At 39.7% G+C, this 14,519-nt stretch carries 9 protein-coding genes and 1 tRNA gene; all 10 read right to left on the bottom strand.

From position 1 onward, the window contains the following. Positions 1-285 precede the first annotated feature (285 nt). Positions 286-1,701, bottom strand: coding sequence for a hypothetical protein (locus JSS34_06850; GenBank protein MBS0186038.1), 1,416 nt, complete (start codon positions 1,699-1,701; stop codon positions 286-288). Between the two features lie 221 nt (positions 1,702-1,922). After that, the gene (gene rpoC, locus JSS34_06845; GenBank protein MBS0186037.1) at positions 1,923-6,131 is read right to left on the bottom strand and encodes a DNA-directed RNA polymerase subunit beta'; all 4,209 of its coding nucleotides are present in this window, start codon (positions 6,129-6,131) and stop codon (positions 1,923-1,925) included. 19 nt (positions 6,132-6,150) lie between these two features. Then, positions 6,151-10,341 (bottom strand): DNA-directed RNA polymerase subunit beta, encoded by a 4,191-nt coding sequence (rpoB, locus tag JSS34_06840; protein ID MBS0186036.1) that lies wholly within the window; start codon positions 10,339-10,341, stop codon positions 6,151-6,153. Between the two features lie 363 nt (positions 10,342-10,704). After that, positions 10,705-11,091, bottom strand: a complete 387-nt coding sequence (gene rplL, locus JSS34_06835; protein ID MBS0186035.1) for a 50S ribosomal protein L7/L12 — start codon at positions 11,089-11,091, stop codon at positions 10,705-10,707. Between the two features lie 57 nt (positions 11,092-11,148). Then, positions 11,149-11,664 (bottom strand): 50S ribosomal protein L10, encoded by a 516-nt coding sequence (rplJ, locus tag JSS34_06830; protein ID MBS0186034.1) that lies wholly within the window; start codon positions 11,662-11,664, stop codon positions 11,149-11,151. A 383-nt stretch (positions 11,665-12,047) separates the two neighbouring features. Then, on the bottom strand, positions 12,048-12,746 hold the full coding sequence (gene rplA / locus JSS34_06825) for a 50S ribosomal protein L1 (GenBank protein ID MBS0186033.1): 699 nt from the start codon (positions 12,744-12,746) through the stop codon (positions 12,048-12,050). Positions 12,747-12,751: 5 nt separating this feature from the next. Next, entirely contained in the window at positions 12,752-13,183 is a 432-nt protein-coding gene (gene rplK, locus JSS34_06820; GenBank protein ID MBS0186032.1) for a 50S ribosomal protein L11, read from the bottom strand. A 135-nt stretch (positions 13,184-13,318) separates the two neighbouring features. Then, entirely contained in the window at positions 13,319-13,867 is a 549-nt protein-coding gene (gene nusG, locus JSS34_06815) for a transcription termination/antitermination protein NusG (protein ID MBS0186031.1), read from the bottom strand. A 5-nt stretch (positions 13,868-13,872) separates the two neighbouring features. Further along, positions 13,873-14,064: a preprotein translocase subunit SecE gene (gene secE, locus JSS34_06810; protein MBS0186030.1), complete on the bottom strand. Its 192-nt coding sequence runs from the start codon at positions 14,062-14,064 to the stop codon at positions 13,873-13,875. A gap of 255 nt (positions 14,065-14,319) precedes the next feature. Continuing rightward, positions 14,320-14,396, bottom strand: a tRNA-Trp gene (locus JSS34_06805). Between the last annotated feature and the right edge of the window lie 123 nt (positions 14,397-14,519).

Below are 14,519 nucleotides of genomic sequence, written 5' to 3'. Positions count from 1 at the left end.
ATCGGAGTCTGCCAATGACTCAATCTAATTTTACACCTCTTGACGGGACTCTATCTGGACAGCTCCTGTCATGACACTTAATGTTAAGGTCAAAGACACCATTTTTAGAATGTTTTTCATTTTTCTTTTCTCTTTCCTTTTTATGAGTTGGTTCTTTTATTTATCATTCTTCTTTTAGGCTATAATGAGTCCTTTCAGGATGTCAACTTAAAACAAATTCTGTTCATCTTCAAAAAATTAAGGCTCCATTTAATGGAGCCTTAAGAGTTGAAAAAATTTCTTAACTTATTTAAGGGGCGTTTTTGTAAGAGCTTCTGCAAGAAGCCTGGTCATTAAAATTGTTCTTCCCGTCGCACCAGCCGCACATTTTCCGACTTGATCTGCCATGAACGTGAAGTACTGCGGAAGAAATTCTAACAAGGCAGGTCTTAGATCTGGATTTTGATCCCAAAGAGACTTTACGAGAGCTAAAGGATGGAGAAGACGTGTGCTATGACCGTCTACAACGCCCAACTTAAGAATGGCTTCTGCCAAATCATGTTGATTTTGTGGCGTTTTAGAATTCATATACCGTGCGTAAATACCTTCAAAGGTTCCTTCAGACTTATCACGACACAATCTTAAAAGGGCTGCGTTATCATAAGCTGGTGACGTCATCATTTCTGTAAAGGACTCGACAATCATCCCGGAGATATTTATATGATTTCCTAAAACAAGCGTTTTATAAAAAGCAACGGCATGCTCTTTAGAAAATCCAAGAGCTGCGCCTTCGCGCGGTTCTATATAAGCAATCTTTTGCAATGCAACTAAAGGAGGCAAAAGGCGTCTTAATTGCTCTAAAAGAGCAAGCCCGCCTTCATTTCCAACGCGCATAATCCCTTCGTTTGCAACGGAATAACCATCTCTATCTCTTCCCCCTGCAACAGGAGCGACAAGAGCTTCAATGCGCGCTGTTAAAGGGGCTAAAGCTTGTCTATGTGGAGCTAAAAGTCTTTCAAGCTCTTTGAGACGTTCAGCTTCTTTTTGCGCTGCTTCCAGTTGAAGAGCTTTAAACTGTTGAGCAGCTTTCTCTTCCGCAGTCATTTCCTTCACTCCATACAAATAAGCATTTAAGGTCTTGGTATGATCAGAAATATGAAATTGTCCCATCACTGCTTCAAGGGGAGCTTTCAGATTTTCAGCTTCCAAAGCAAGATTCTTGGTTTTTGCCTGTGAGGGAACTTTTAAAAAATCATCTACCTTTGTTAAAAAACCACTTAAAGTTTCTTGAAGCTTCGCTTTTAAAGAATTGAGATAAGCTTCACCATCAATAGACGCTCCTATCCTTGCTTGATTGGCTTTATAATATTTCTGTATCTCAGAAAAATCTGAATCAACCGCTTTATTTATTTTGGTATATCCTTCATTTATTTGCTCACCCCAGCACATATCAAGCCACTCCTTAAAAGCATCTTCTGTTGGCTCATTGCTTAAGGCTTGAAAAGGCCCAACGAAATCATGAAGAGGCAGTCTTATTCCCAAACGAACCAGTGCGTGAACATCGCGCATAAATTTGTCTTGTTCTTGATTCAATTTGGCAGGGACAGCAGCGGCAGCAGGCCTCTTCTCTTGCTCATCCATTGCGCATATAGGAGACATTAATAAAGACCCAAAAGAGACTCCCATTAATAGACGCGTTACAAATAAGATTTTTTTTCTCATAATATCTAATCCATTCATTTCAATGATGTACTAATGTTAAAATATTTTTTAATAAATCTAAGTATTTCTAAAAAATTATTTATTATAAAATATTTAATTTTTTTCATCAAAATCTTAAAAAACTACTTTCTATATTATAGATAAGAACTCTTTTTAGAAATTCAATAAAAAAAGAGAGATAAGAATAATTTCTTATCTCTCTTTTTAAATTTTTCTTTATTTTAATCAGCCGAAATCACTTGAAATGGATCTGCTTTAGGTGTTGTTGCAGTCATTTTCTTCTCGCGTTTGCGGTTATTTCTCTCATTGTTTTCTTGAATGAGAGCCTTATCCCGGTCAATAGCAACGCGTTTTAAGCGATTAATCCCACTTCCTGTCCCTGTTGGAATAAGGCGCCCAACAATAACGTTCTCTTTAAGACCAGAAAGACGATCCACTTTACCAGAAACAGCCGCTTCTGTAAGAACCCGTGTTGTTTCTTGGAAAGACGCAGCAGAAACAAAGGAACGTGTTTGGAGGGAAGCCTTCGTAATACCTTGAAGAATAGGAACAGCACGTGCAGGAACTAAACCTTGTGCTTCAATCTTCTTATTTTCTTCAACAAAGTCAACTCTATCAATTTGTTCACCCATTAAAAATGTTGTTTCGCCAGGATCCGTAATTTCAACTTTTTGCATCATTTGACGTACAATGACTTCAATATGCTTATCATTTATTTTCACGCCTTGAAGACGATAAACATACTGAATCTCATTAATCAAGAATGTTGCAAGAGCTTCAAGTCCCAAAATACGCAAAATATCATGGGGCGCTTTAGCACCATCAACAAGAGGATCACCCTTCCGAACAAATTCACCTTCTTGGACCGTAATATGATGGCCTTTAGGGATGAGGTATTCAACAGGCGCTGCGTCTGGATCTTCAGGAACAACCATAATACGTTGCTTAGATTTATAGTCTTTCCCAAACTCAACGCGTCCATCAATCTCACTCAAAACCGCACTGTCTTTTGGACGCCTTGCTTCAAACAATTCAGAAACGCGTGGGAGACCTCCCGTAATATCACGTGTTTTTGAAGATTCACGTGGAAGACGTGCTAAGGTATCTCCAATTTTAACATGAGCCCCATTTTCAACATTCAAAATCGCATCAACTGATAAGAAGTATCGCGCTTCCATCCCATTTGCAAGAATAAGCGGGTTTCCTTCTTTATCACGTAAAACAATACGTGGTTTTAAATTTTTTCCACGTGGCTGCTGTCTCCAATCTGTAATCACACGATTCGTAATTCCAGTCGCTTCGTCTAAGTTTTCACGAACGGAGACGCCTTCAACAAGATCAACAAAATGAACATATCCATCTACTTCTGTAATAATGGGCAATGTATAAGGATCCCATTCAGCAAGCCTTTGGCCCTTCTTTACGTGAGCATTTTCATCAACCATAAGACGCGCACCATAAGGAACTTTATGACGCATTCTCTCGCGCCCATTATTATCATAAAGAACAAGTTCACAATAGCGGCCCATAACAATGTCAATACCTTCAGCCGTTTTGACGATATTTTTATTGATAAATTTGACTTCTGCATCAAAAGAAGCATCTATGCTGGATTGTTCAACCCCGCGTTGCGCCGCTCCACCGATATGGAATGTCCGCATGGTAAGCTGCGTTCCAGGCTCACCAATTGATTGAGCGGCAACAACTCCCACAGCTTCTCCTGCATTTACCTCAGTTCCGCGTGCAAGATCTCGGCCATAACACTTTGCACAAACCCCGTCGGATGCTTCACATGTTAAAACGGAACGAATTGCGATCTCATCAATCCCGGCTTTATCAATTGCCTCCGCTTCAACTTCATTAATAAGGTGACCTTTGGGAACAATAAGCTGACCCGTCGCAAGATCAATAATATCATTGGCAGCTGTTCTACCCAAAGCACGTTCAGAAATAGACGCCACAATCTCAGCGCCTTCTTGAATATGCTTTAATGTAATATTTTTCGTCGTTCCACAATCTTGCTCATTAACAATACAGTCTTGAGCAACATCCACAAGACGTCGCGTTAAGTATCCAGAGTTTGCGGTTCTTAACGCTGTATCAGCCAATCCTTTTCGAGTTCCATGGGTTGAGTTAAAATATTCAAGAACCGAAAGTCCTTCTTTAAAGTTGGATAGAATAGGCGTTTCAATGATTTCACCTGAAGGTTTACTCATAAGCCCACGCATACCTGCGAGCTGTTTTACCTGCGCAACAGATCCACGTGCACCTGAATGCGCCATCATATAAATAGAGTTAACGGGTTTTCCGATTTCTGTATGTGCGAATCCTTGCATCATTGCTTCAGCCATTTTATGGCTACATTCGTCCCAAGCATCAACAACTTTGTTATATTTTTCGCCATGCGTAATTAAACCGTCTTGATACTGTTTCTCATATTCAGCAACTTTTTCACGGGTAATACGAATCAGCTTTTCTTTTTCATCAGGAATTAAAATATCATCTTTTCCAAAAGAAACACCTGACTTCGTCGCATATTTAAACCCAAGTTCCATCATATGATCAGCAAAGAGAACTGTTTCTTTCTGACCACAATGGCGATAAACCGTATCAAACAAGTGAACGATATTTTTTGTCACCATCAATTGATTGACATAATCAAAAGAAATTTGAGGATGATGCGGCAATATTTGAGCTAATATGTAACGCCCTGCTGTTGTATCAACGATGCGTGATGAAAACTTTCCATCAGAATCATATCCTTCAAGACGTGCTTTAATCTTAGCATGAAGAGAAAGCTCTTTATTCTCAAGAGCAAGTTCAAGTTCACCCAATGAAGAAATTAGCATCCCTTCTCCCTTTTCTCCTTCACGCTCAAGCGTCAAGTAATAAAGGCCTAAAACAATATCTTTAGAAGGAACAATAATCGGACGGCCATTGGCTGGGCTCAAAATGTTATTTGTCGACATCATGAGAACGCGCGCTTCAAGTTGAGACTCTATCGAAAGAGGAACATGAACCGCCATTTGGTCTCCGTCAAAGTCAGCATTAAAAGCCGCACATACAAGGGGATGAAGCTGTATAGCTTTTCCTTCAATGAGGATAGGTTCAAATGCCTGTATACCAAGCCTGTGAAGTGTTGGGGCTCTGTTTAAAAGAACAGGATGCTCACGTATAACCTCTTCGAGAATGTCCCAAACCTCAGGACGCTCTTTTTCAACCATGCGCTTTGCAGCTTTAATTGTCGTTGCAAGCCCATATTTTTCAAGACGGGAATATATAAAAGGTTTGAAAAGCTCAAGCGCCATCTTCTTAGGAAGTCCGCATTGATGAAGTTTAAGTTCTGGCCCCACCACAATGACAGACCGACCAGAATAATCCACACGCTTTCCAAGAAGGTTTTGACGGAAACGGCCTTGTTTTCCTTTAAGATTATCTGATAAAGATTTTAAAGGACGTTTATTACTTCCCGTAATTGGACGTAAACGTCTGCTATTATCAAATAGAGCATCAACAGATTCTTGAAGCATACGCTTTTCATTACGAATAATAATATCCGGCGCTTTCAATTCCACAAGTCTTTGAAGACGGTTATTTCGGTTGATCACGCGTCGATATAAATCATTTAAATCCGATGTGGCAAAACGACCGCCATCAAGAGGTACAAGAGGACGCAATTCAGGAGGAATAATTGGAAGAACTTCCAAAATGACCCATTCAGGACGCGCTTTAGATTCTATGAAAGACTCAATGACTTTAAGCTGACGAACTATTTTTTTGCGACGCACTTCTGAGCTTTTCTGAAGAAGCTCTGCACGGAGTTGAGCTTGTGTTTCCTCAAGATTTATAGCTTTTAACATTGTCCGGATGGCTTCTGCTCCAATACTGGCTGTAAAGCTGTCTTGACCGTATTCATTTTGCGCTTTTATATACTCATCTTCCGTCAAGAGCTGACGTAGTTTCAAAGGTGTTAAACCAGGCTCTATAACAACATAATTTTCAAAATAAAGCACACGCTCAATATCTTTGAGTGTCATATCTAAGAGCATTCCAATGCGGCTGGGCAATGATTTTAAAAACCAAATATGCGCCACAGGGGCAGCAAGTTCTATATGGCCCATCCGTTCCCGACGTACCTTTGTTAAGGTAACTTCTACACCGCATTTTTCACAAACAACACCACGATATTTCATGCGTTTATATTTGCCACATAAACATTCATAATCCTTAACAGGACCAAAAATACGCGCACAAAATAAGCCGTCTCTTTCGGGCTTGAATGTCCGATAATTTATTGTTTCTGGCTTTTTTACCTCACCAAATGACCAAGACCGAATTAATTCCGGACTTGCAATTCCAATCCGAAATTCATCAAAATTTTGAGGAACAGAACCATCATTTTTAAAGGCATTCATTAGTTGAGTACTCATGCGTCACTCCTTATCTCTCTTAAGCCGTATACTTTACCTGATTAAATTCAACATCGAGACCTAAAGATTTAAGCTCTTTTAAAAGAACGTTAAATGACTCTGGAACTCCTGCCTCATAATTATCATCACCACGAATAATCGCTTCATAAACTTTTGTACGTCCAATGACGTCATCAGATTTAACAGTCAGCATTTCCTGAAGCGTATACGCAGCTCCATAAGCTTCTAAAGCCCACACCTCCATTTCACCAAAACGCTGGCCTCCAAACTGTGCCTTACCTCCTAAAGGTTGTTGCGTCACAAGGCTATAGGGTCCAATGGAACGCGCATGAATTTTATCATCAACCAAATGATGTAATTTCAGCATATAAATATATCCAACCGTCACAGGCCGATCAAAAAGTTCTCCTGTGCGGCCATCTACCAACATACATTGCCCTTCAATAGAAAGACCTGATTGCTTGAGACATTCCACAATATCGTGTTCTCTCGCGCCATCAAAAACAGGTGTTGCCATAGGAACGCCCTGTCTTAAATTACGTGCAAGATCTAAAAGTCCTTCATTGGAAAGAGCTTCAAGATCAGCCCGATCTTCTTTCTTTGTATATATTGTTGCTAAATGAGATCGTAAACGTTCCGCTTCTTCTTTCTTTAAGGACTGTTGAGACTCAAATTGCTTCAGCATTTCTCCAATTTGGAGCCCTAGACCCGCAGCCGCCCATCCAAGATGAGTTTCTAAAACTTGTCCAACATTCATACGTGAAGGCACACCCAGTGGGTTTAAAATAATATCAACAGGACGACCATCTTCAAGATAAGGCATATCAGCAATTGGCACAACTTTTGAAACAACACCTTTATTTCCATGGCGGCCAGCCATTTTATCACCAGGTTGAAGTTTTCTTTTAACAGCGATGAAAACTTTTACCATTTTCATCACACCCGGCGCTAAATCATCCCCTTGACAAAGTTTTTCAACTTTATCATTAAAGCGCTCTTGCAAAGCTTCAATACTCTCATCAATTTGCCGTTTTAGAGCTTCAACGTTCAACATAACATCATCATCTTCAACAATGATTTGACGCCATTGTCCTTGAGTCAAAGAAGCTAAAAGATCTTCATCAACAAGAGCACCTTTTTTAAGACCTTTTGGGCCGCTGACAATTTTTTGGCCCATCAAAAAGTCTTTAAGGTGTGCATAAAACCCACGTTCTAGGATCGCGCGTTCTGCATCACGATCTTTTGCTAAGCGGTCAATTTCTTGACGTTCAATAACAATAGCTCGTTCATCTTTATCAATTCCACGTCGCGAAAACACACGAACTGACACAATTGTCCCAGAAACTCCCGGAGGGACACGTAGAGAAGTATCCCGCACATCTGTCGCCTTTTCTCCAAAAATAGCCCGTAAAAGCTTTTCTTCGGGTGTCATAGGAGACTCGCCTTTAGGTGTTACTTTTCCGACAAGAATATCTCCTGGCTTTACTTCTGCACCAATAAAGACAATTCCAGCCTCATCAAGATTTTTAAGGCCTTCTTCTCCGATATTCGGAATGTCGCGTGTGATCTCTTCGTTTCCAAGTTTTGTATCACGTGCCATAACTTCAAATTCTTCAATATGAATTGAAGTAAAGACATCTTCAGAAACAATACGTTCAGAGATAATGATGGAGTCTTCAAAGTTATATCCATGCCAAGGCATAAAGGCCACTAAGACATTTCTTCCCAACGCCAATTCACCCAAGTCCGTTGCTGGACCATCTGCGAGAATATCCCCTTTACGAATGACATCTCCAACTTTTACAAGAGATTTTTGATTAATACACGTGCTGTGGTTAGATCGTTGGAATTTTTGAAGATTATAAATATCAACACCTGGACTATCTGTTGATTTTTCCTCCGTTGCTCGAACAACGATACGGCTTGCATCCGCTTGGTCAACAACACCTCCACGTACAGCAACGACGGTTGCACCCGAATCATGTGCCACCGGTCCTTCCATCCCTGTTCCTACAAGAGGAGCTTCCACACGAATCAAAGGCACGGCTTGACGTTGCATGTTAGATCCCATCAACGCACGACTTGCATCGTCGTTTTCTAAAAATGGAATTAAGGAAGCCGCAACGGATACAATTTGTTTTGGAGAAATATCAATTAGATCTATATCAGATGAAGCTGCTGTGACAAATTCAGATTTTTCACGACACGTTACAAAATCATCGGCAATTCGAAAATCTTTTGTAAGCGGTGTATTTGCTTGCGCAATAATATGTTTTCCTTCTTCCATAGCAGAAAGATAAACAACTTCATCTGTTACACGTCCATCAACAACTTTTCGGTAAGGTGTTTCTATAAACCCATACTTATTAATGCGTGCATATGTTGCAAGGGAGTTAATAAGCCCAATATTTGGACCTTCGGGTGTCTCAATCGGACAAATTCTCCCATAATGCGTTGGGTGAACATCTCGCACTTCAAAACTCGCACGATCACGCGTTAATCCGCCAGGCCCTAAAGCTGAAAGACGTCGTTTATGTGTAATTTCAGATAAAGGATTGGTTTGATCCATGAACTGAGAAAGCTGGGAAGATCCAAAAAACTCTCGAATAACGGCTACAACCGGCTTTGCATTAATAAGATCATGGGGCATGACCGTATCAATCTCAACAGAGCTCATCCGCTCTTTTACCGATCTTTCCATGCGAACGAGTCCAAGCCGGAACTGATTTTCGAGGAGCTCACCCACAGAACGAACACGCCTGTTTGCAAGATTGTCGATGTCATCAATTTCTCCGCGACCATCTTTTAGATCAATTAAAACTTTTAAAATTTCAAGAATATCCTCTTTCCGAAGAATCCTGACTGAATCCTCTGTCGTAAAGCCAAGACGAGAATTCATTTTTACACGACCAACCGGTGAAAGGTCATATCTGTCTTCATCAAAAAATAGGTTTTTGAAGAGGATTTCAGCACCTTCTAGGGTTGGAGGCTCTCCTGGGCGCATAATACGATAAATATCAAGAAGCGCTTCTTCTCGAGAATTATTTTTATCTGCAGCAAGCGTATTACGCAAATAAGGTCCTATATTTACATGGTCAATTGCCAAAGTTGAAAGTTCTTTAAGTTTAACTTTCTCAAACTCTTTTAAAAGAGCCGGAGTGATTTCTTCTCCTGCTTCAGCATAAATTTCTCCAGTTTTTTCATTAATGACATCGACAGCAAGATACTTTCCGATAACTTCGTCAAGATCAATAGAAATTTTTTTCAAACCATCTTCGCTTAATTTTTTAGCTTGTCGTGCTGTTATTTTAGTTCCAGCCTCACAAACAACCTCTCCTGTTTCAGAGTTAATAAGAGGCTTTTCCAACTTAATTCCTCGCCAAGCCTCAGGATTAAATGAAAGCTCCCAACCATCTGCGCGGCGTGTATAAAGAATTGTTTCGTAAAAAAAGGTTAAAATTTCATCTTTTGACATTCCAGTAATTTCAAAAGGTGTTAACTCACGACCTTCTTTTTTGGCTTGTTCACGTAATTTTTCAGTTTCTGCACTTTCTAAGCACATTAAGAAAGTACTGACAGGAATCTTTCGTCTTCTATCAATACGAACTTGGACCAAATCTCTAGGATCAAATTCAAAATCAAGCCAAGAGCCTCGATAGGGAATAACACGTGCAGCAAAAAGATATTTTCCAGAAGAATGTGTTTTTCCACCATCATGATCAAAAAAGACACCAGGAGAACGGTGCATTTGAGAGACAATGACGCGCTCTGTTCCGTTAATAACAAATGTTCCATTGTCCGTCATGAGAGGAATATCTCCCATATAAACGTCTTGCTCTTTAATATCTCGAACTGACTTTATACCAGAATCTGGGTCAACATCCCAAACAACAAGACGTAATGTTACCTTAAGAGGAACAGAATAGGTCATATCACGTTGGCGACACTCTTCAACATCATATTTTATTGCGCCAAATTCATATCTCACAAACTCTAATTGAGCGCGCCCTGAAAAATCTGATATTGGAAAACAAGATTTTAGAACAGCCTGGAGCCCAATATCTTTACGTTTATCAGGACGGGTATACATTTGCAAAAAGCTTTCATAAGACGACTTTTGCACCTCAATTAAGTTGGGCATAGGAGCAACTTCAGGAATTTGTCCAAAGCTTTTACGAAAACGCTTACGCTCAGTAAATGATCGTGACATGGATATACACCTTCGATAAAATGTCTTAACGGCTTCATTTTTTAAAAAGAAACTAAGATTTCTTATAACTTTGACGTCCTTACATCATTATTATGGGAAGGAATCAACCTTTTAAAAATCAAACTCACTTTTCCAAAAAACTCATGCGACAAAAGGAGAGGTAAAAAACCTCTCCTCTTTTCTTGATTAGATGACTTAGAAAGTACTTTTATATATCATCAGATTTAAATACACTTTTTAACAGTTCACACGTTTAAAAGAAACTTACCTTTACGTCTAAAGATACTTTCTTAAAAAGTTTTCTTTCTAACTTATCCTTGAATATTAGCAAAAAGGATTTCTTGCTTTTATTCTTCAAAATAACTATTTAACTTCGACGACTGCGCCAGCGCCTTCAAGAAGTTTTTTCATCTTTTCTGCATCATCTTTATTTAATGCATCTTTCACAACTTTTGGTGCACCAGGTGTCGCTGCTTCAACGAGATCTTTCGCTTCTTTCAAGCCGAGACCTGTAATTGTTCTAACTTCTTTAATCACATTAATTTTGTTAGGACCTGCATCTTTTAAAAGAACATCAAATTCTGTTTTTGCTTCTGCTTCTGGAGCAGCAGCTGCAGCACCTGCTGCAGCAACAGCAACTGGAGCTGCAGCTGAAACGCCCCATTTTTCTTCAAGCATCTTGCTTAATTCTGCTGCTTCTAAAACCGTAAGTTTAGATAATTCATCAACAATTTTGTCTAACTGAGCCATGGGTATTCTCCTTTATAAATATCAAAAATAAACACATCAAAAACGGCTTTAACTGACCTATGCCGCTTCTTTTGTTGCATACGCATTTAAAACACGTGCCAACTGAGCAGCTGGCGCTTGCATAAGGGTGGCAACACGCGTTGCAGGAGCTACAAGAACTCCAACTATTTTTCCGCGCAATTCGTCAAGAGAAGGTAACAACGCAAGCTGTTTTATGCCTTCTGCATCGAGCAATTCTCCATTCAAACTCCCTCCGACAATTGAAAATTTTTCATTTGTAGAAGCATATTGAATAGAAATTTTTGCAGCAGCAATTGGGTCCGCAGAAAAAGCTAAAGCCATGGGTCCTGAAAACATACTTTCAAGACTTTCAAACTTTGTCCCTTTTACAGCCAATCGCGCTAAGGTATTCTTTGTTACCTTATAAAAAGATTCCCCAAGCCGCATGGCATCACGCAAATCACGGGTTTCCGCAACTGTTAGGCCAGCTTGATGTGTGACAACAACCAGCCCTGCATGATTCAACGCATCTCGAAGAGAACCAACAAATTGTTCTTTCGTCGCACGATCCATGGATATCTCCATTAACTTTGATCGGCTTGCTGCCAATCCAAGCGAGACCTAAAGTCTCTTTGTTAATCCATACTAGAGCAAGGTTTACTCATGTCCCAGATGATCTTTTTAGATCGATTCCGTCTCCTGCAGGCTAAAATGCATCAAGCATTTTTCTTAAAGATTTCTCTACCCACACTCTTGGACAGTAATGTCACGAGCCCATAGTCACCAAAAAAACAGAAACACCATTCTGTTATCTTTATTTTATGTCTTTCAAAAAATTTATTTCTCAAACATTGTGCTTATATACAGAAACAAAACACAAATTGCAAGCATCTCGTTAAAAACAAATTTTAAAAGGCTTTTCTTTTATCGTATTTTAGAAAAGCCTTTACAAAAATTTAGGAGCTTCTTACATCTGAAAGATCAATTTTAACCCCAATTCCCATAGTTGAGCTCAAAGAGGACTTTAGAACATAAGATCCCTTTATCCCTTGGGGTTTTAACTTTAGAAGAGCATCAAAAAAAGCTCTTGTATTTTCCACAAGATTTTTTTCAGAAAAACTCACTTTTCCGATTCCGGCATGTACAACACCACCACGATCAGCCCGAAACTCAACTTGTCCTGCCTTACAGGCTTTAACAGCGGCCGCAACGTCCATGGTTACCGTCCCCAACTTAGGATTTGGCATAAGGCCGCGAGGACCTAAAGCCTTTCCAAGACGTCCGACAAGAACCATCATATCTGGCGTTGCAATACACCGATCAAAATCCATGCGACCTTTTAAAATTTCTTCTACGAGATCTTCATCTCCCACAATATCAGCACCAGCAGCACGCGCTTCTTCAGCCTTTGCAGCACGCGCAAAAACGAGAACACGCAACGTTTTTCCTGTGCCATGGGGAAGTTGGACAACACCACGAATAGATTGTTCAGACTTGCGAGGATCTACATTTAGGTTAACAGAAACATCCACAGTCTCATCAAATTTTGCAGTAGCCCTAGATTTTACAAGATTTACAGCTTTTTCTAAAGAATATGTCGCCATAGGATCTATGCCTTCATAAGCTTTTTTTAATCGTTTACCCATATGTGACATGTCTCTTACTCCACCACTTCAAGATTCATTGAACGCGCTGACCCAATAATCATTTGAACGGCGCCCTCAAGATTGTTCGCATTTAAGTCAGGCATTTTCTTTTCAGCTATTTCACGAATTTGGGCCATCGTTACTTTTCCAACACTGTCTCCGCGACCAGGCGTTGTTGACCCTTTTTTAATATTTGCCGCTTTTTTTAAGAAAAATGTTACAGGTGGCGTTTTTGTAATAAAGCTAAACGTACGATCTGCATAAGCTGTAATAACAACTGGAAGGGGTGTCCCAGCTTCAATACCTTGGGTTTGGGCATTAAACGCTTTACAAAACTCCATAATGTTCAAGCCACGCTGACCCAAAGCCGGCCCAATAGGCGGGGATGGGTTTGCTTGGCCTGCAGGAACTTGCAATTTAATTAAACCAGCAACTTTTTTTGCCATAAGTCTTCTCCACTCTTATTAAATAAATATTTAAAGGATTCTATAAATGTCCTTTAAACAGGTGTTAGCGGTTCCAAGGAATTTCCTTTTACGATTCTGGCTGAATCTCCCGCAAAAAACAAAAGTTACCTTTTGTTATTTTACTTTTTCAACTTGTGAATATTCTAAATCCACTGGCGTTGAGCGTCCAAAAATTGAAACAGCAACTTTAAGACGTGATTTCTCTTCATCTACCTCTTCAACAATTCCATTGAATGAACTAAAAGGTCCATCACACACACGAACCTGTTCTCCAACCTCAAAAATAATAGAAGTTTTTGGTTTTTCAGCATGTTCTTCAACCTGCTTTATAATACGCAAAGCTTCTTCTTCTGTAATGGGACACGGCTTTCCCCGCGCTCCCAAAAAACCATTTACTTTCGGGATCCCTTGAATTAAATGCCACGTATCTTCCGTCAAAATCATTTTGACAAGAATATACCCTGGAAAGAATTTTCTTTCTGTTCCAACTTTGACACCGCGTCGAATTTCAATAATTTCTTCTGTAGGAACAAGAATTTCTAAAATACTTTCCCCATACCCTTTCTTTTGAGCCTGTTCCCGTATCGCTTGAGCTACTTTTTTTTCAGATCCAGAATGGGCCTGAACAATGTACCACATAGGGCTGCTTTGTCCTTGGGACATCTTTCTTAGCCTTCCACATTTAAAATAAAACGAACAATCCGAGATAAAACTTGATCAACCCCTAAGAAAAAAAGTGCCATTACGAATACCATAATCATAACCATAATTGTTGTAATGACTGTTTCGTTCCGCGTTGGCCATGTTACTTTTGAAATTTCTTGTCGCACCTGACGGACAAAGATAAACGGATTAAGCATCAAAAAATCCTTTACGAGGCTTTATTAAAAAATCTTTACTTATTTGCCAAACTTCAGGCCTAAAAGTCAAGCTTTCTATTCCGAAGGAAAAACATCTGTCATTCCGCGTTTTGAAAGCACCTCAATAGGCCTTCTTTTAACATATAAAATTCAAATTCTATCTCTTACTTCTTATGCGTCTTTAAAAAACTCTAAAGACACCTCCATCTTATATTATATTTGCAAACAAACTGTATGGTTTTTGTTTACATAATATGGCAGGAGCGGAGGGAGTCGAACCCTCAACCCCCGGTTTTGGAGACCGGTACTCTAGCCAATTGAGCTACGCTCCTAAAAAATTTAAGGAAAATCAAGGAAAAAAAGAACTTAATATCTTTCTTCCTTGATTCCTTTATTTACTCTACTGAAGAATTTTAGAGACAACACCAGCACCGACCGTACGACCGCCTTCACGA

It is taken from the genome of Pseudomonadota bacterium, assembly GCA_018242545.1.
Taxonomy (GTDB): domain Bacteria; phylum Pseudomonadota; class Alphaproteobacteria; order 16-39-46; family 16-39-46; genus 16-39-46.
This window is presented reverse-complemented; position numbering and strand designations above follow the sequence as displayed.